This is a genomic window from Lactobacillus hamsteri DSM 5661 = JCM 6256 (genome assembly GCF_000615445.1).
Classification (GTDB): domain Bacteria; phylum Bacillota; class Bacilli; order Lactobacillales; family Lactobacillaceae; genus Lactobacillus; species Lactobacillus hamsteri.
Genome location: NZ_BALY01000015.1, coordinates 23,719 through 43,519 on the forward strand (window position 1 = coordinate 23,719; position 19,801 = coordinate 43,519).

General features: G+C 39.9%; 5 protein-coding genes. 4 read left to right on the top strand and 1 reads right to left on the bottom strand.

Going from position 1 to position 19,801, the window contains the following annotated elements; translation table 11 throughout:
- On the top strand, window positions 1-1,278 hold the full coding sequence (locus JCM6256_RS10760; RefSeq protein WP_025080708.1) for a PAS domain-containing protein: 1,278 nt from the start codon (window positions 1-3) through the stop codon (window positions 1,276-1,278).
- A gap of 143 nt (window positions 1,279-1,421) precedes the next feature.
- Window positions 1,422-14,993 carry an MBG domain-containing protein gene (locus JCM6256_RS05195; RefSeq protein WP_025080709.1) on the top strand — a complete coding sequence of 4,524 codons (13,572 nt, stop codon included), beginning with the start codon at window positions 1,422-1,424 and terminating at the stop codon, window positions 14,991-14,993.
- A 92-nt stretch (window positions 14,994-15,085) separates the two neighbouring features.
- Here the strand turns inward: JCM6256_RS05195 and JCM6256_RS05200 are convergent, their stop codons facing one another.
- Window positions 15,086-16,354, bottom strand: coding sequence for an ATP-binding protein (locus JCM6256_RS05200; RefSeq protein WP_025080710.1), 1,269 nt, complete (start codon window positions 16,352-16,354; stop codon window positions 15,086-15,088).
- Window positions 16,355-16,515: 161 nt separating this feature from the next.
- Here JCM6256_RS05200 and JCM6256_RS05205 point away from each other — a divergent pair, with 161 nt between their 5' ends.
- A complete protein-coding gene (locus JCM6256_RS05205) occupies window positions 16,516-17,733 on the top strand; it encodes an MDR family MFS transporter (protein WP_025080711.1) in 1,218 nt (405 codons plus the stop codon).
- Between the two features lie 86 nt (window positions 17,734-17,819).
- Complete coding sequence (locus JCM6256_RS05210) at window positions 17,820-19,772, top strand: M13 family metallopeptidase (RefSeq protein ID WP_025080712.1); 1,953 nt, start codon at window positions 17,820-17,822, stop codon at window positions 19,770-19,772.
- The last annotated feature ends 29 nt before the right edge of the window (window positions 19,773-19,801 follow it).

Sequence of the window (19,801 nt, forward strand, 5' to 3'; positions counted from 1 at the left end):
ATGGATGAAAAATATCTGAACCAAATTCGGGAGAAACATATTTTAAAGACATTACAGTTCTTGCAAGATGGCGGTGATTTTGAGAAAGCATCGTTGCTTTTGGAAAAGGGTCGCGATGATCAAAATCCTTATGCCGAATTGGCAGGCCATCCTTTGCGTACTTTGAATGCAGAAAATACAGCGATTAGTGATTTAATTGATAACCATTTATTGCCTGATCTTAAAAAGTGGCAACAAGATGGAAAAAACAATGAATGGCTAGACAATTTACGTGATGACTTGAAGAAATTGAAAACAATCAAGTATCACTATAAGCGCAAGGAAAATTCATTGTATGTTTTCTTGGTTAAGTACGGCCTAATCAGTGAAGATACTTCTTCAGAATTATGGGGCGTGAACGATAAGATTAGGGATGCAATCAAAGACGCTTATGAATCAGTAAATATAGACCCTATTTCTGATATGTATGTTGTCGAAGCCAAGGTGGAAAAGGCTGCTCACCAAGTTAAGCAAATGATTTTTGTGGAAGAAACAGCTTTATTCCCAATACTTACGATTTTGCTTACTAGTGAGGATTGGCACATGGTTAAGCAAGATGAGCTTGAAATGGGCTATACCTTAATTAAGACGCCAGCAATGTGGAGGCCTTCTAAGGAAGACGATGATAAATCCAATTTGCTTCATGATCATAGTCAGTTGTCTGAGGATTTTGTGGAAACATTTCATAATTTCTTGCATTATTACTTGGCTGTAGCAAAGACAACGAAAGACGATAATCTTCGCGTCTTAAAAGGTGATCCTAACTATCCGGTTGGTGATACAAAGAGTTGTCCATCGTTGGTCTTTCCTGACCAAGGCGATATTAACGTAAAGATGGAAATTGGCTCATTGAGCTTAAAAGAAATTCCAGCTATCTTTAACGTCTTGCCAATTGATTTGACTTTCGTAGATAGTCATGACCGTGTAAAGTGGTTCTCTAATTCTGATCGTGTCTTTCCACGAACTAGAAGCGTTATTGGCCGTCCTGTAATTCGTTGTCACCCACCTAAGAGCATTAACAAGGTTCTTGAGATTTTGGATGAATTTCATAAAGGCGAGGCTGATGATCGAGACTTTTGGGTAAATGTGCATGGTCGGACAATTTACTTGCGTTTCTACGCTGTAAGAGATAATGATGACAATTATTTGGGATGCTTAGAAACCGTTCAAGATGTTACAGCTTACCAAAATTTGAATGGTGAGAAGACTCTAGAAAATCAAGATAAATTTGAAAAATAAAACAAGAAAACAGTATATAATTAGCAAAATGAGAAAATAATTACATGCTGCTTTTTTGTGCGCTCTGTTTTAGTATATAGTGAGAATTAGCGGTAAAATAGAAACAGTATGTATATAGGAATAATAAGGGGAAGTGTGAGACAATGTTATTCAACAATAGAGATTGCGATAGCAAACAGCGCTTTAGTATTAGAAAGCTGAGCGTAGGTGTTTGCTCAGTGTTATTATCAACGTTGTTTTTAACCACAAATAACGTTGAAACTGTTCACGCTGATGAAACGAATATAGATAAAGATAATACTGCAACTGCTATTAACAATTCATCAAGTACAGGTGATATTAATCAAAAAGTAGTACCTAGCACTCAAGGTCAAACTTCTGAAAGTGATTCTAAGAATCATGAAACAGTCAATACAGATACAGAGAAGACTGATGATCAAAAACTAAAAGAAAATGATGTGCAAAAAGATACAGATAATACAGCACAACAAGGCCAAACTGAACAAGGTTCTAATAAGCCTGTAAATGATAAAGAAGGCCAACAGTCAACACAACAAGTTCAAAAAGATATTAATGTTGAGAAAACAAAGAATACTGTTCAATCAACAGAAGATACTATACAAAATTTTAATGTCTCAAACCAAACTAATCCTGGTAACGAACCAGTATTAGAAAAAGCGTTAAAAGAAAGCAAGGCTACTGAGAACCTAGCACCTGATCCATACACCCAAGATGATAGCATGAGCTACATCATGGGAACGGATATTGCCAATCATGCGGCCAGCTTCTTAAAGAACGGGCAAAAACTTCTAGAAGCCGGTGCTAAAATCACGTGGGAAACACCACTTCAAACACCAACGGAAAGTGACTTTGAATCTAACCCAATGCACGGAAAGGTTAGCGTTACTTTGAACGGTACAACGTCAATTGTTGATGTAGCGGCAATTCCGGTTGACCAGCCGATCAAACTTAATGGTTCTGCAACTCATCGTTATTACTACATTAATAATGTTGGTGACAAAGGTCCGGACTCCGTAACGCAAAAAGATGCGCAGGAGATGGAATTGTATAATCCGAATGAGGACGAAGAGCATAACCTTTTAGTACCGACTGAAGGTAATTATGGTTTCACTTATGAATACAAATTGCCGGATCAGATTGATACCTCGTCAATGGGGATTAAGTTCCTTAAAATTGAAGCAACAGTGACCCCTGATGAAGATAACAAAGACTATTTCTTAAATACTGGTGCCGTTACCATTAACGTTCCCTATTTGGTTAAGGATCTGCCATTGCAAGCTGATACTAATCAACCAGTTTACGTTCAAAAAGGTGACGGTGACAATGGTGATAGTGGTTACCTTGACTTAACCCAAGCGGATGGTGATGGTGCTAATTCAAGTGGTTTTGGTCGTTATTTCTATGGCACCGCAAGTAACGGTTATCAAGATTATGCCTTAGCTTATGCGCTAGGAATCGGCGCAGTATCTAATTTTAATAATGCCAGTGGCGATAATAAAGATGCCACTTCAATGGAAGTCAAGATCAACGTGCCTAAAGCTGAAGGGCATATGTTCCATGTTGTTCAAGTGACTCCAGATGAAGTGCCAGCTGGGAAGCCATTGTACATCTTTAAGCATGGTGGTAATCCTAACGTGGGTCCAAATAAAATTGTGAATACTTTAAAAGATCAAACAACTTATGTTCAAAATGATCTGCTTAATCCAATTACACCGGCAGGAGCTGTTTTTGCTGGAACTGGGGCTGAAGCAACATCAAAAGCTGTTAAATCTTCAGAAAATCATTATACGTTTCAATATACGGCCTATTACGGAAGTTTTGACAAGAGTGGTAACACGCAAATTCCGCTACTTAGCAACACTTCAAAATATGCTAGTCAGGAATTTATTGATGAAATTGCCAAAACTTATCAAACATTAGGTTTTAATAATGAATGGGCAACAACGGGGATCAGTAACCAAGGTTATGCTCCTGCGGTATTCAAGAACCGTGCTGGTGATATTTACATTATTGATCAGCCAGAAGCCAACCAAATGGAGGATAACGTTTGCGATGTTACTGATGGACCAAGTACTTTAACCAATCCAGACGACATTGCAAAATTGCTCCAAGCGCCAGCAACATTAGATGGCAAGTGGCCAACGGGAACCACCTTTGAATGGGTTGATAAAGATGGTCAGCCAGCAGACCCAATGACCTTCACCCAAGCTGGGCAGGCCAAGACTGGCTACATTAAGGTTCACCTGGCAATGCCAGATGGGATGACTAAAGCGCAACAAGGCTGGTGGTACGATCACATTGTCCCAGTTCAAGCTATCAGTAAAGCAAAAACGATTAATCCAGGCCAAGATGTAGCTTATGGTACCCCTCTTTCTGCTGCTGATTTAGTAACGAACAAGGATCAGTTCCCAGAAGGAACGACCTTCCACTATGCTTCTAGAGACGCAGATGGCCATCTTTGCTATCAAAACAATGACGGTAAATGGGTTTACGATGCTGAGCAGCCAGACGGCACCACGCAGCAAGTCGAAGCAACAGGTGAGGTGAAATCAACTGAGCCTAACTGGACCAAAGGTGGCGAATACGCCAACGTTGGTATCTACGCTGATTACACTTTGACAGGTGCTGATGGTTTAAAGAAACAAGTGCAGTCCACACCAACAACAGCAACAGTCACAATTAACCGTTACGTTAACTACTATGTGGTTGCAGGCGGCGATTTGCCAACTGACCCAAGTTCATTAATTCACTTCAACAATGATCTTGTTAAGGATCCACTAGAATTTAGTGGCGGCTTTACCCAAGTTGGAAGCGATACCGCTGCTCAATTGAGCAACCAAAAGTCTAACCAAGCCCAATTTACTGTTCACTTTAAGAACTCTAATACCACCGTTAAGCTTTACTTGAACGTGATCGTCATTCCTAAGATTGATGGTGTTAGTGACCAATGGTTCAACGCTAATGGTAGCCACAATCAAACCATTGATACTGTCCACCAAACTGGTGACTACACGATCGCTAATGGTCAAGCAGCTAGCCAGTTAACTGATTACACTGATGCCGATGGTTCTTACCAAGGTTACCAATCCAATAAGGATAATACTGCTGAAGGTGGATCATTCAGTCAAACAACAGAGGCTTACCAACCAGGGATGACAGTTACAGGCTTGTCAACTAATAGTGCCAATGAACTTATTGGTGGTAAGCAAACCGCTACTGTCCGCATTGACGTGCCAAAGGGTACTCATGGTGGCAATGGCGTGACAATTTTGACTGATAATAAGGGCAATAGTTACTACAACTTAGAAGTGCCAATTAACGTTGTCTTCTCAGGTAATATCACCGTTGATGGTAAGCAAACTGTTACTTACAATGCTGATCAACAACATATCGACCAAAGACACAGTGACAATTATGTCGGCACGATCGTGATTAGTAATCCATCTGCAGATGGTAACTTAACGGTTAGTGTCGAATTAACTAACAATGACTTGCAATTTGTTGACGCTCACGGTAATCCAACAATAGCACCTACTAATGCCGGCACTTACCACGTTGGCTTGAAGCGAAGTGGTATTCAAAAGGTCAAGGCTGCCGTTGAAGCTGCTTCTGCGCAAAGCCCTTACAAGTACGACGTAAGTTACGACACGACCAAATTTGCGGACTTTATCGTAAACAAGGCTGATGGTAAGGCATTCTTTACTGGTGAAGGGACGAAGACTTATGATGGTTCAGCAATTGCTAATTACCAGCCATCTGTCACTATCGCTGCCCAAGGGGTTGATCCTGATACTAAGGTTGATTTAACTGCAGGTACGGACTATGTTTGGTACCTAACAGACGGAGCAGGCGGTAAGAAAGGCACCGCGTTAACGACTGCCCCAGTTGATGCTGGTAATTACGTTGTGGAATTGACTGATGCTGGTAAAAGTAAGATTACTTCTTTGAACGCAGCTAACATTGATTGGACGAAGCCGGGTGCGATTACTGAATCTGCTTCATACATTATTAATAAGGCCACCGCACCAATTACTTTTGTTACTCAGGATGGACAAAGTATTACAACGCCTAGTGAATTTAATCTAGCAAATTATCAGATTAAGGTCGGGATTCCCGGTGAAGAAAATTATCAATTGACTGGCAAAGTTGAAAATAACCTGATATTCATTGATAAAGATGGTGTCCAATGGCAGCAAGTTCCATCAGCACCAGGTAGTTATCAGGTCGAGTTGTCTAACCTAGCCATTAGCGCTATAAAGGCTCATTACGACAAGTACAGTAAAAATTATAACTTTGTCAATGAGGCTTACAGTATGCTCAACATTGACGCGGCTTCCGCGCAGATCAGCTTTGTGGATACGGAGAATAATGATCGACTTGTTGGTAAGGCGCAAATGATAACTGGTTCAGCAGGGGCAACCATTGAATTTACGGGCGCCAATGCCTTGAAATTTGACAACAGCATATATGAATTAGTTCCTGGTCAACAAGATAGTGTTAAGTTAGGTGCTGAAGGTACTAACACGCCAGTTACGATTAAACTAAAACATAAACACGAAAAAATCAAAGTAGCTCAAACTTTGACTTTCACTGTTGACTACAAGTATGCTAATGGCGATCAAGCGGGTCAACAGGCAGCTAAGTCTGTCCAATGGGGAGGCTTTTACTCACGGATTAGGGATATCGATAAAGTGACTAATGTTGAAACCTTTACTGACTGGCAATTTGATCCTAGCTATAACAAGGATGGTTTTTCTAACGGTTACAAGGTTATCAGTGGGAATTGGTCGGCACCAGAAGACGGTAAAGTAACTGTAATCGATACGCCAAATGTTAATGGCTACATCGCGTTCACTAATGCTGACGGCACTAATGCCAACCAATTTAACATCGCTAATCCAAAGGGTACTGAGACGCACACGGTTTACTATGCGCAAGTGCAAACTGATCCACGGACCGTAACTGCAGAATTCCATTTCTGGGAAAATAACAAGGATGCTGGAACGGCAGCCCCAAGTGCAGAGTTGCAAGTCTTTTATAAGAAAGCTCCAACCAATGTAAGAGTAGATTCGCAAGGACAAATCCATGTGACTTATGGCGGCTGGGAATGGGACAAAGCTGCTGGCGATCCGCAGACACCAGGAATCCATGTCATATCAGGATCAACAGAAGGAAAAAACAAGCTTTGGAATAACGTTAATGATGCTACGGGTGGCTTCTCAGTTAATGCACCAAATATTGACGGGTACACTCCAATTAACCTTCGAGAAGATAGTGCTAATACAACAGTAAACTTTTCTAGCCCAACTCTGAATCCAAACACCTTGTTCACTAATGATACAGATGGAACATGGTACAACCGGAATCGATTAGTTACCTTCTATGTACCAGATACTGATTTGAACCGAACAATTAAGCGGACGATTGAAGTATATAATCCTGATGGTACTGTTACCACGATTCCGCAACAAGTAGAATTTAGTAGAACTGGTAAAGTCAATAAAGGTGCTGGTACTGCAGAAAATCCTGGCGACACTGGGGTAGTCTTTAGTGACTTTACGCCAGCAAGCGGTACTTGGGCTGAGTACGATGTTGCTAATAAAGGTGACTACACGATCTTAATTGATGGTCATGAAGTTGCTGGCAATAAGATTCCTTTAGTAACGGTTACTCCTGATACCAAAGACACCACTGTCAAAGTCACTTACACTGCTAGCGCAACTGCTAAGTTGACCGGCTCTGCTTCAAGTGATTATACTGGTTCACAAATTGCGTGGAATAATGTGATTAGCACAGATAATGGCAGCAATATTGCAGTCACTGTGACTGGACCTACGGCTGGATCATACACACTACAAAAAGGTGATCTTGAATTTTCTGCTGATGGTACTAAATGGTCAACTGACTTGCCAACTAACGCTGGCACTTACCAAATGCGTTGGTCTGCTGCTGGTATTACCAACATCAAGAAACAATTTGGTAACAATAGCATTACTTGGGGTACTAACGATGCTGATATTACTAGTGATGCTACTTACACGATCAATAAGGCTAAGGGTACGGCTGTCTTCAGTGGCACTAGTACTAAGACTTACGATGGCTCAGCGATCGCAGATTACCAGCCAACTGTCACAGTACCAGCTCCTGGTACGGCAACTTCAGTTGATTTAAATGCTGGCACTGATTATGTTTGGTATTTGCTTGATGCTGATGGCCACAAGACAGGTGCTGCTTTGACGACTGCACCTGTTGATGCTGGTAACTATACCGTTGAATTAACAAGTGCTGGTAAGGGTAAGATTACTGCTCTTAATGCTGATAACATTAATTGGACAGACGCTGACATTACTGGCACTGGTTCATACATCATCAACAAGGCAACTGCTACGGTTAACTTTACTGAAAATAGTGGTCAAACTGTTGATTACAGCGGCCAAACTGGCAAGTTTGATGCAAGTAAGTTCGTACCAACGATTTCAACTAACAATCAACAAGCATTGACCATTCCAAATGGCGTGAACTTATCACTTGCTGCAGGCGACTTTACAATCAATGGTGTTGAGACGACAACTGAACCGGTTGAGCTTGGAACTTACACGATTGGTTTAAGCAAGAGTGGTTTTGCTAAGTTACAATCAGCAACTAACAACTACAATTGGGTCAACAGTGCTAAGGCTAGCTACATCATTAAGGCTAACGACAAGGCAACGATCACAGTAACTAATAATGTTGCAGATGGTGGTCACCAAACTGTCGTCTACAAGGGCTCAGCTTATAACGCAAACAATATTGATCTCGCTGACTACGCTTTGACACTTCCAACCGGTTTAACTTACCACTTGCAAGCTGGCGATTTGGAATTAGTTGGCGATCCAACTAATGTTGGTACTTGCACGGTTCAATTGAGTGAGCAAGGTAAGACCAACTTGCAAAAAGCCGCTGGCGATAAGTTCATCTTCGACTTTAATAAAGAAGGTGTTGCTAACAGTACGGCAAGCTTTGAAATTACTAAGGCTACACCAACTGTTGTCTTTGGTGGTACAGGTTCTAAGACTTATGGTCAAAATGATGAAACTTGGACTAAGCCAGCTGATTTAACAATTACTAATGCACCAGGTATGGGCAACGAAACTATTTCATTGGCTAATAGTGATTACGAATTTGTTGGCCAAGATGGCACGGTTTACTCATCAGTTCCAACCAATGTTGGTACTTACACTGTTCGTCTTAGTGATCAAGGTAAGGCTAAGGTCACTGGTTCAACAATCAACGCTGGTAACCTTGATTGGGCCAAGGCAGCAATTAGTGGTGAAGGTTCATTCACAGTTAAGGCTGCTGAAGCTAGTGCTGCTTTAAGTGGTGCGAATAATCGTGACTACAACGGTTCAGCTGTTTCAACTGCTGACATCAACAACGGTGGCAATATTGTTGTGACAATTTCAATCCCAGGTACTACTAATACTATTAGTTACAAGTTAGCTGATGGTGATTACACTTGGAAGGATAATGCTGATCCAATCAACGTTGGTACTTACACGATTGAACTTAACAAGGCTAATATTTTAGCTCACTTGCAAGCACAAATTGCTAACGATCCAGCTTGGAAGGGCAATGTCACTCTTGCTGCTGCTAAATTGTCTGGTAATGCTACATTCACAATTAATCAAAAGGCAGCTAATGTTTCCTTAACTGGTAATAATGATGCTAGTGTGCCACCATACAGTGGTAAGGCAGCTACTATGCCAGTTGATGCTTTGAAGAATGCCTTAACTAATAGTGACAACTTAGATCTTTCAGGTTTAACTGCTGACGGCTTTGACTGGTACGACGCTGCTGGTACAACTAAGATTGCTGCGCCAACCAATGCTGGTTCTTACACGATCAAGTTGAACGACACTGGTTTAAGCGAAATCCAAACTAAGAACAGTAATTACAAGGTTTCAATTGCAACGCCAAACAACTATGGCTTCAAGATTAAGAAGGTAAATGGTCATGTAGTTCTTAACAACAATGCGACCGATGCATTTACGGGTGTCGCTAATAACGATGTTTACAAGAATTACACTTTGACGCTTTCAACTGACACGCCAGTAACAGACCAAATTGGCTATACTCTCAAGCCAGGTGATTTGCAATTCTTAGTCAACGGTACTTGGACTTCCAATGTTCCAACTGCTGTTGGTAAATATGAAGTTCGTTTAGGCCAAACTGGTTGGGACAATTTGAAGAAGAGTCTCAACAATAATTCACAGAACATCAATTGGGTAGCTACTGATACGCCAAAAGATAAGAATTACTACACAATCACTGCTGCATCAGCAACGGCTAACTTAGCTGGTCAAAATAGCATGGTTTACAACGGCCAAGCACCAACTGCTAATGATGTAAACGGTGGAACAATTGAAGTAACTTTAACCTTCCCAGGCGCAACTGATGCCAACAAGGTCTTTAAGTTAACTGATGCAAGTTACTACACTTGGAATACGTCTGACCACACTAATGTTGGTAATTACACAATTACTTTGACCAACGCTGGTAAGACTGCTATTCAAAACTACATTGACAGCATTGTCGGCGAAGGCAACATAACTCTTCCAACTGATAAGGTAACAGGCTCAGCTAAATTCGATATTACTCCTGCGCAATTAACGGTTGAACAAGGTGGTAATGGTTCTAAGACTTACGATGGCAAAGCCGCTAACGTTGGTACTACAAACTTAACTAATAAGAATAATTGGTCAGTAACTGGCATGATGGGTGGCGAAAGCTTCAATATTCCAGCTACTTTGACGAAGACTGATTTTGATTGGTACCAAGTAAATGCGGATGGCAGTGAAACTAAGCTTAATGGAGTTCCAACTAATGCGGGTAACTACGCAATCAAGTTGAATGCTGCTGGTTTGACCAAACTTAACGCTGCTAACAAGAACTACAACATTGCTAGTGACAAGTTAAGCGGTAAATACTCATACACGATTAACAAGGCCAATGCTGTTATTTCACTTGATTCTACTGCTAATAAGCAAGATGCAACTTGGACTGGCAGCACGATTGCGGTTGATCCAACTAACTTTGTTCCAAGCATTAAAGATACTTCAAATAATAAGACAATTGCTTTGCCAAACGTTCAATTAACTGCTGATGATTACACAGTTGCAGGTAATCCTGTTGAACCAGGAAGCTACAATGTAACCTTGACTGAAAATGGCTGGAAGAAAGTAGCCGATGCTGTTTCTGGCACTGACAACTACAACTGGTCATACTCAGGTAATGGTATTTTGACAATCGCCAAGAAGCAACAAGCTATTACAATTAGTGGTTCACAAACTGTCATTTACTCCGGTGATCCAGCTGTATTGCCAACTAATGCTGACGGCACGCTTAAGGGTTACACAGTTGATCTTGGCAACGGTTTAACTTACCAATTGAAGGATGGCGATCTTGAATTTGTTCAAGCTGCTCATACAGATGCTGATACTTACAAACTTAAGTTGTCAGCAGCTGGTCTTGAAAACATCAAAAAGTTAGCTGCAGGCGATCACTATGATTACAGCTACACTTATGATGAAACCAATAATTCAGCTGAATTGATTGTCGCAAAGGCAACAGCTACTTACGCATTGTCTGGTGGTCAAAGTTCAACTTACAATGGCAGTCCTGTTTCAATTGATTTGAACAAGGATCATACCTACAGCATCACCATTACGATGAATAATGGTCAACAGGTAACTTATCAATTGACGAATGCTGATCTTGCATTCAAGTCTGGTTCCGCACCAACTGCTCGCGGCAGATACGATGTTGTTCTTTCAAACACTGGTTTAGAGCACCTTAAGGCTCTTAACGCTAACTACAATTGGGATACTGATAAATCAACTTCAACTGCATATTACGAAATTAATCCAGCTGAAATGTTTGTTGGTATCGGTGGTACAACTCACACTGTCTACAATGGTCAAGTACAACCTGTACCTGCTGATGAACTAAGCGACTTGCATTTGATTTGGGGCGGTAGCGAAACTAAACCAAGTGATACAACTTCAATTCAGCTTCAAGCAGGCGACTTTGACTATTACCAAAAGAATGCCGATGGTACGTTCAGCAAGGTAGATCCAAAAGACGCTAAGACTTACTACTTGGTCTTGAATCAAGCCGGTCTTGATCGTTTGAATGCTGCAAATCCAAATGGAAATTACACATTTGAACTTAATAACGATCCAAAGCAAGTAAACTACGGAACTTACGTCATTAATCAGCTTAACGCCAAGGTAACTTTGACTGGTTCTCAATCAGCCGAATATGGTTATGCACAAGATTTGAATGTTCACAACTTCCATATTGTTTTGCGAGATGAAAATGGCAAGCAGATTATTGAAGTTCCAGATGATGTTCTTGCAAGTGGTGACTTATTAATCAAGAATTATGCTGCTGATAAGCATCCAGCAGATGTTGGTACTTACGATGTTGAAATTCAACCAAGCTTAATTGAAAAATTGAAGCAGAAGTACACTGACTTCAACTTTGATCCTGTAACTAGCCGTGATACTAACTCAGATGGTCTTAGTGAAGCAGTAGTTCAAAAGAACAATGATGGTAAATACATCATTACCACGGTTGATGCATACATCTCAATTTCTGGTAGTCAAACCGTTCCTTACAATGCTGATCATTCATACTCAATCGGTAATAGCTACAGCGTTACATTGAAGGACAAGCAAGATAAGGTAATTACGCTTCCTGACGACATTAAGTCAAAATTGCAGTTCCAATTTGTGGCAAGTCCAACAAATGCTGGCAATTATGAAGTGACATTAACACCAAAATCTATTAGCTTAATTGAAACAATTGGTGCTAATAATTCTAATGGTGAAGACAACTACGCATGGCACAGTAATATTCAGCCACAAAGTTATGTTGTAACGCCATTAGAAGTTACGGCCAATGTTGCAAATGCTGGCACTGAACCTGCAAGTTCGATCTATGGTGAATCAATTAACTTAGATGATCATTTGGGTGCTTACACCATTACTTTGACTGATAAATCAACTAACAAGCCAATCACTTACACCTTGCAAAAGGGTGACTTGGTCTTTGTTACTGAGCCAACTAATGTAGGTACGTATGAAGTTCAATTGTCACAAGCTGGTATTAATCACATTCAAGAACAGTATCCAACGCAGAACTACACCATTACTTATGGTCATACTGCTACGTTCAAGGTAACAGCTGCTACACCAACAATTACGATTACAGCAAATGGTAAGACTCAAAAGACTTATGATGCAAATCCTGCTGAAATTAAGCCAGGCGACTTTACTGTTTCAATTACCACTAATAATGGTCAAACAATTGATTATCAATTAAGTGGTAGTGATCTTCAATTTGACGGCAATGCACCAACAGATGCTGGCCAATATGAAGTTAAATTGAAGCCGAGTGTAATTGATAAGTTGAAGCAGCAATTCCCTAACTATAATTGGGATGCTGACAGCGTAACTAATGCAGCTGGTAAATTCACAATTACAGCTGCTAATGGTTCAGCTGTCCTTTCTGGAAATGTTTCTAAGTCATATGATGGTTCAGGTATTAGCGATTTAAGCCCAATTAAAGTTACTGTTGATTATCCAGGTGTAGGTACGAATACTACTTATACTTTGACTAATGATGATTATGTCATTGTTAATGACAGTACTGGTAAGCAATACAAACCAAGTGAGGCTCCGGCTAATGTTGGTGATTACCATATTGAATTAACTCAAACTGGTAAAGATAATATTGCTAAGTTAGGTAACAGTAAGCAACACCACAACATTAATTGGACTGCTGATTCATTTACTGGTAATGCAACTTACAAGATTTCAGCAATTTCAATTTCTGTAAGTGGCAAAGGCAAGCAAACCGCAACTTACGATGGTACGTCATTTGGTAATGCAGATAAGCTTGATTTAAGTAAGTTTGTGCCAATGCTTAACGCTAACGGTGTTAAAGTTCCGACAATTCCAGCCAATACTTTAACTGATGGTGATTACACCATTAAGAACAGTAATGACGAAACTGTAACTGATCCAACTGATGCTGGTGAATACACAGTTTGGTTAAATGAAAAAGGTTTGAATAAGCTTAAGAGCCTTTCAAGCAACTTCACTTGGTCAGCTGCACCAATTCAAGTTGGTACTTTGACGATTAATCCGTTTGAAGTTACTGTAACTATCAAGGGTAATGCAGAAGTTGATTCTGGGGTAACTGCAATTCCAGATCACACATATAGTTTTGACTTCACTAATAAAGAAAATAGCAAGTGGCCAGAAGGCTGGAAGCAACCTACTATTTCTGTTAGTGATCTTGACTTTGATGGCTCAAGACCAGCAGAAACAACTAAGAATGGTACTTTCACCGTTAACTACAAGGGTGGCCAAGCTGCTCTTCAAAAGTTACTTGGTAATAACTACAAAGTAACTTATGTAGCTGGAAATAATAACTTTGTTGTAGCTCCACAAGAGCATACTGGTAAGATTTCTTACATTGATCCTAATGATCCTAACAAGGAAATTGGTTCAACGCCTTTGAAGGGTAAGACTGGTGATGAAATAAAAATTACGCCGGCACCACCAGCCGGTTGGAAGGTTGTACCGGATCAAGATATTCCAACAACAGTTACTGTAACTAAGGATGGTATTCCAACTATTACAGTTAAGGTTGAACATGATACTATCGTAGTAACTCCGGATGATCCTAAGACACCAAATGATAAATTGCCAGATACGATTAATAAAGGTCCAAACTATCCAGGCAATAACTATCCAGCTGGTGTTGCTCATGATGATTTGAATAAGACGATTACACGGACGATCATTGAGAAGTTACCTTCAGGTGATAAGAAGATTGAACAAATAGTTACTTTCACTAGAACGGCAACTATTGATTTGGTAACTGGTAAAGTTTCACACGGAGAATGGACAAAGAGTGGATCATGGGATAAATTTACAGCAGAAAATGTTCCAGGCTACACTGCAAATCCAAAACAAGTAGAAGCAGAAGATGTAACTATTGAAACCAATGACAAGACGGTAACAATTAATTACACTCGGGATGCTCAACCAACAACTCCAGGTGGCAACGATGGTGACGGAGATCTTCCAACACCACCAACTCCTCCAGCTAACCCAGATCAAGGCTCAGGTGATCATGGCGGAACAACTCCTCCAAATCCATCTAATCCAGTTCAACCATCAGGCGGCTCAAAGCCAGATGAAAAGCCTAGCGACAAACCTGGTAATAAGCCAGGCAAGCCAACTAAGCCGGAAGAACCTGGTAAGAAACCTACTAAGCCTAACAATCCTTCGAAGTCTAAGCCAACTAAGTCAAACAAGACTAAGACGACTAGACCAAGCCAGACGATAACTAAGGCTCCGGGTAAAGCTCCAAAGAAGGGAAGATACGATAATGTAACTCCTCCAAATGGTTCAGATGTTCCAAATGGATTACCTGCTGGAACTCATTGGAAGAATGCTGCGTTAATCGGTCCAAATGGCGAAGTTTACTACAAGAATGGTCATTGGTCTTACGCTGGTAGAAAGGCATTACCTCAAACTGGTGCTCATGATAACGTGCTTGCAACTGTCTTCGGCAGTTTAGCAGCCGGTTTAGGTATTCTTGGACTATTTGGAGTTCACAAGAAGAAAAAAGATGAGTAAAACTAAATAAGTTTTAAGAACAGTATCGAAAAGATGCTGTTCTTTTTTGATGGAGAAAAAAATCCATTTACCATGCGGTAAACGGACTTGGGTTAATATTCATTTAGTAAAAACTTGTAAAGAGGGATAACTTCGATTTTCACTCCATCTTTCTTTATTGTCTTTTCTTGTTCCTTGGTAATTATCAAAAAACGGTTAATTTGCGAGTCATTTTTGGACAATTTTACCAAATTATTGATCTCTCGTTCGCTTGAAAACTCATCAATTTGCCAGCTAACCTGGATTGCAGTTTTTTCTTCAGGTAAATAAAAGTCAATATCGATGCCAGTTTTCTGTGAATGTAGATAATATAGATTATCTTTGTAATGATCATACAAGGTGATAGCAACTAAATTTTCTAGTAGAGCAGTATCTTTTTGAAACAAAAATAGATTTAAAATACCGTTATCTAAGAAATAAAATTTAGGTGTACTTTCTCGTTCAGAGAATTTAGAAGTGAAATTTTTTAAATCAAATAATAAAAAAGCTTCTTTGGCAAATTCGACATAATTAATAGAGATTGGTGTACTGATAGGATTACCAGAGTTTTTAACACCCTTGGTTAAACTGGTATATGAAATTTCATGCATCACAGTTTGGGCAATCTTATTAATAAGAAGACTTAATGATTTCTTATTTCGAACATTATTACGTTTAATGATATCGCCCAAATAAATATCTTGGTAGATATTAGTTAAATAGTTGCGGGCATTAATTTGTTTCAAGCTTTCTGGTAATCCACCGTTGTGAAGATATGAAATTGCAGCAGCCTGAATTGTAGCTAAAGTGGAAGTCGTATATAAGGCTCGCTGATCGTGTGGGATCTTTTTAGCGGTTAGATATTCGTCAAAATTATATGGAGTAATGTATTGCATCATATAGCGTCCACCAAGACGGCTAATTATTTCAGAACTCATCATTTTAGAGTTGCTACCAGTGATATATACGCGTTCGTGCTGGTCAGCCATTCTTCTGGCGAAGCGTTCCCAACCATCGATATTTTGAATTTCGTCAAAAAAGTAATAAGATTTTTTATTACTTAATTCATTTGCAACAACAGTAATATCATTTAGATCGTCGACAGTCATCTGGCGTAGACGTTCATCTTCAAAATTAATATAAATAATTTGCGACCAATCAACGCCGCCTTTGACTAGATCTTGTACACGCTTATGCATTAATGTTGTTTTTCCAGCGCGACGCATGCCGACTAAGATATAATTATCATTTGGTTCAAAAAAGTAATCACGGGGAACGATTTTTTCGTTTTGAATAATATCTTGTTGGTTAAAAATAATACTTTTTAGTAATGCGGATTCCATTTTTACTCACCTCGTTAAGTATACTTAACAATTTTACCTTATTTTGTTAAGTATATTTAACAAAATCACCTCTTTTTGTTAAGTATACTTAACAACTCGCAAATATTGCTTTTTTCAACTAGTTCTTGATATGCTTAAGAGTAGAGTATAAGGAGGTTTTTATGAAAAAAGCACACGGAAAAATTCAAAATGATGAAATTAAACTTATTTGGCTGATTGTCGGAGAATTAGCTACTTGGATTGGTGCTAGTTTCATTTGGCCACTGACTTCAGTTTATTTAAACAAAGAATTGCATATCAGCTTGTCCATCATCGGGGTTGTCCTTTTCTGCAACTGTGCAGGTAACATCCTTGGTTCAATTATTGCTGGACGGCTCTATGACAAATTCAATCCATATCCGCTTATTCTCTGGGGCTTAGGACTGGATGCCGGTGTTTTATTCTTACTTGCTGCATTCCATGGTTGGCCAGAATATTGGATTTGGTTAACATTGACAGGCTTTCTTGGTGGCTGGAACGGAACTTTAATTAACTCTGTTGCCACAAGTTTAAGAAAATATCCGGGTCGTTATGTCTTTAACATTTTATATTTTGCCCAAAACCTTGGCGTGGTTACGGGAACCTTGATCGTTGGATATCTTTATGATTTTTCAATCACGCTCTTGTTTATCATCGCGGCACTTTTATTTGTTGTGGCACTAGTTAACGCGATTTTCAATTATCGTCCGATTGTTGCCTTTCATAAGGAAAGAGTTGCCAAGGGTGAAAGTGGTGATAAGCAAAAGGTTGAACCAATGCCTAAGCGCAATTTCATTATGACCATGGTTTTCTTTACCACGCTTGGCGCAACTTGGCTCATGTACATGAACTGGGAATCTAACCTTTCCGTTTACATGGTTTCTCTTGGAATCCCATTCCACTTGTACAGTCTTCTTTGGACGCTTAATGCCGGTGTAATTGTTATCATGCAAGGGATTTTAGCCCGTTTTCCTCATATTTTTAAAAATCTCTTCCATCAAATTATTTTTGGAATCTGTATGTTCTCAATTTCCTTCATTACTTTGGTCTTTGCCAAAGACTTCGCGCATTTTGCCTTGTCCATGTTCATTTTGACTTTGGGTGAAGCAACCGCCTTTCCAGCTATTCCTGCCTATGTCAATGATTTGTCACCATTAACAAGCAAGGGTAAATATCAAGGAGCCAACATGGTGGCTTCTGGAATTGGTCGAGCCTTTGGGCCTTTATTTGGTGGACTTGTAATTGATCATGCTGGCTATATTCCATTTTTCTGGGTAGCTGCGGTTGTCATTGCCTCGATGATTGTCATTATGATTCCAACTTATGCAAAGCTGCACAAAGAATTAACTTTATATAAATAAGAAAGCTTTTAAGCCAAAATTAAAATAAAATGATATAATTATCTTGATTTAATTTTATTTTGATGAAAAAGGGAGGATTCCTCTTAATGAATAATAAAATGGCTGTTCGTGGCGGTGCCGGCAACATCCTTGAACCCAAGGAAGGCATTCGTCCACAAGATAATTTATACTTAGCTGTCAACTCAGAATGGCTTGAAAAAACTGAAATTCCTTCAGACCGTTCTCGTATTGCCAGCTTTGACAGCATTGACTTAGATGTTGAAAAGAAATTAATGAGAGACTTTGCGGACTTCGCTGATGGCAAGAAAGAAATTGCGGATGTTCCTAACTTGAATAAGGCAGTTGAACTTTACAAGCTTGCTCGCGATTTTAAGAGCCGTAATGAAGAAGGAGCTAAGCCAATCCAAGGCGATTTGACTTTGCTTGAAGGTATTCGCGACTTCGCTGACTTCAATTTGAAGGCTGGCGATTTATTTAAGGCTGCCTTTGTACTTCCATTTGCTTTTGACGTTGATGCAGATATGAAGAACACTAAGATCAATGTGCTTCAATTCTTTGGTCCATCAACTTTCTTGCCAGATACTACTACTTATAAGACTGATGCGGCTAAGAAGCTTTTAGATGTTTTGAAGAAGCAATCAGAAAACTTGCTTAAGATGGCCGGCGTTTCTGAAGATCAAGCTAAGGAATACGTTGACGATGCCTTGAAGTTTGATGAAAAGATTTCTAAGGTGGTTAAGTCTTCAGAAGAATGGGCCGATTACCCAGCAATGTACAACCCAACTTCAATTGAAGATTTTGAAAAGAAGATCAATAATTTCCAAATTGATTACTTCTTGAAGGAAGCTTTGGGTGAAGTTCCTGATCGCGTAATCGTGGCTGAACCTCGATTCTTAGATCACTTCGATGAATTGATCAACGAAGACAACTTTGACGAAATCAAGGGTTGGATGATCGTTAAGTTTATCAACGGTGTTGCCAGCTATTTGTCACAAGACTTCCGTGAAGCTGCCTTTCCGTTTAGCCAAGCCTTGTCAGGTCAACCTGAACTTTCCAATGGTGAAAAACAAGCTTACCATTTGGCTAATGGTGTCTTCAGTGAAGTTGTGGGTGTGTACTATGGTCAAACATACTTCGGTGCTGATGCCAAGAAGGATGTTTTGGACATGATCCACAAGATGCTTGATGTTTACGAAAAGCGCATCAAGGATAATGATTGGCTTTCAGAAGCAACTAAGGAAAAGGCTATTGTTAAGCTTCGTGCTTTGATCTTGAAGATTGGTTACCCAGACAAGATTGAAGAAATTTACGATCGTTTGAACGTTGTTCCGGCCGACAAGGGTGGCAGTCTTTACTCAAATGAAAGAGCTGCTTCAATTGAACAAGTTAAGTACAATGTTGAAAAGCTTCATAAACCTGTTGACCGTACTGTATGGCTTATGCCAGGTAACCTTGTTAACGCATGTTACGATCCACAAAGAAACGATTTAACTTTCCCAGCTGCAATTTTGCAAGCACCATTCTATGACTTGAAGCAAGATCGTGCGGAAAACTTCGGTGGTATTGGTACTGTTATCGCCCACGAAGTTTCTCACGCTTTTGACAACAACGGTGCGCAATTCGATGAATTCGGCAACATGGTAAATTGGTGGACTGACGCTGACTACGCAGAATTTAAGAAGCGTACGCAAGCCGAAATTGATTTGTTCGATGGCATCAAGTATGGTCCTGTAACTTTGAATGGTAAGCAAATTGTTTCTGAAAACATTGCTGACCAAGGTGGACTTACCGCTGCTGTGAAGGCTGCTAAGGATGAAGGCGACGATTTGAAGAAGTTGTTTGAAAACTTTGCTCGTATTTGGGCTAACAAGCAACTTACTGAATCAATTAAGACGCAAGTTTCTGTTGATGTTCACGCCCCTGGTCCTGAACGTGCTAATGTGCAAAGTCAATGCCAAGATGACTTCTACGAAGTATTTGACGTGAAGCCTGAAGATGGTATGTGGCTTGATCCTGACAAGCGTGTTCATATTTGGTAAAAATAAGATAAATAAAGAAGCATCCCTGA

What these genes read in the sequence shown, in the direction of transcription:
- JCM6256_RS05195 (WP_025080709.1), top strand. Translation starts at nt 1,422, where the DNA reads ATGTTATTCAACAATAGAGATTGCGATAGCAAACAGCGCTTTAGTATT.
- JCM6256_RS05205 (WP_025080711.1), top strand. Translation starts at nt 16,516, where the DNA reads ATGAAAAAAGCACACGGAAAAATTCAAAATGATGAAATTAAACTTATT.
- JCM6256_RS10760 (WP_025080708.1), top strand. Translation starts at nt 1, where the DNA reads ATGGATGAAAAATATCTGAACCAAATTCGGGAGAAACATATTTTAAAG.
- JCM6256_RS05200 (WP_025080710.1), bottom strand. Translation starts at nt 16,354, where the DNA reads ATGGAATCCGCATTACTAAAAAGTATTATTTTTAACCAACAAGATATT.
- JCM6256_RS05210 (WP_025080712.1), top strand. Translation starts at nt 17,820, where the DNA reads ATGAATAATAAAATGGCTGTTCGTGGCGGTGCCGGCAACATCCTTGAA.